General features: G+C 71.8%; 1 protein-coding gene. It reads left to right on the top strand.

From position 1 onward, the window contains the following. A partial coding sequence (locus BUB17_RS19360; RefSeq protein ID WP_175561421.1) for a tetratricopeptide repeat protein occupies window positions 1-570 on the top strand: 570 nt, incomplete at both ends.

Genomic DNA, 570 nt, shown 5'->3' with positions numbered 1-570 from the left:
TGAGGCCGAGCCCTACCTGCGCCGCGCCCTGGCCATCGCCGAACGCGACTTCGGCCCCGACCACCCCCAGGCCCTGATGCCGCTGGCCAACCTTGGTGCCGTGCTGCACTCACTCGGCCAGTTCGAGGAAGCCGAGACCTACTTGGGCCGAGCGCTGCGCATCGCCAGAGAGGCCCAAGAGGGCAGCAACGTGGTCAAGGTCCTAGTCAGCAGTATCACGGCACAGGCAAAAGCCGGGCGGCTGGAGGAGGCACAGCAGTCACTCGACCGTCTGTTCGGTCTAGAATGCCTCGACCCGACCTGGACCGCGGTCGCCGCCTACCGCCTCGGGCGCGCCTACGCCGCTGCCGGACGCCCCCACGATGCCGCCGCCTCCTACCAGGCCGCACTCGACGCCGCCATCGCCGCGCACGGCCCCGACCATCCTGAGGTCGCCACCGACCTGGCCGCCCTCACCGGCGCGCTGGCCGATGCCGGGCGGCTGGAGGAGGCTCAGCAGTCACTCGACCGGCTGCTGACCCTCCCCAGCACCGACCCGGCCCGTACCGCTGGCGTCGCCCATCGCCTCGG

This window comes from Geodermatophilus obscurus, from assembly GCF_900143215.1.
In the GTDB taxonomy this organism is placed as follows: Bacteria; Actinomycetota; Actinomycetes; order Mycobacteriales; family Geodermatophilaceae; genus Geodermatophilus; species Geodermatophilus obscurus_A.
This window is presented reverse-complemented; position numbering and strand designations above follow the sequence as displayed.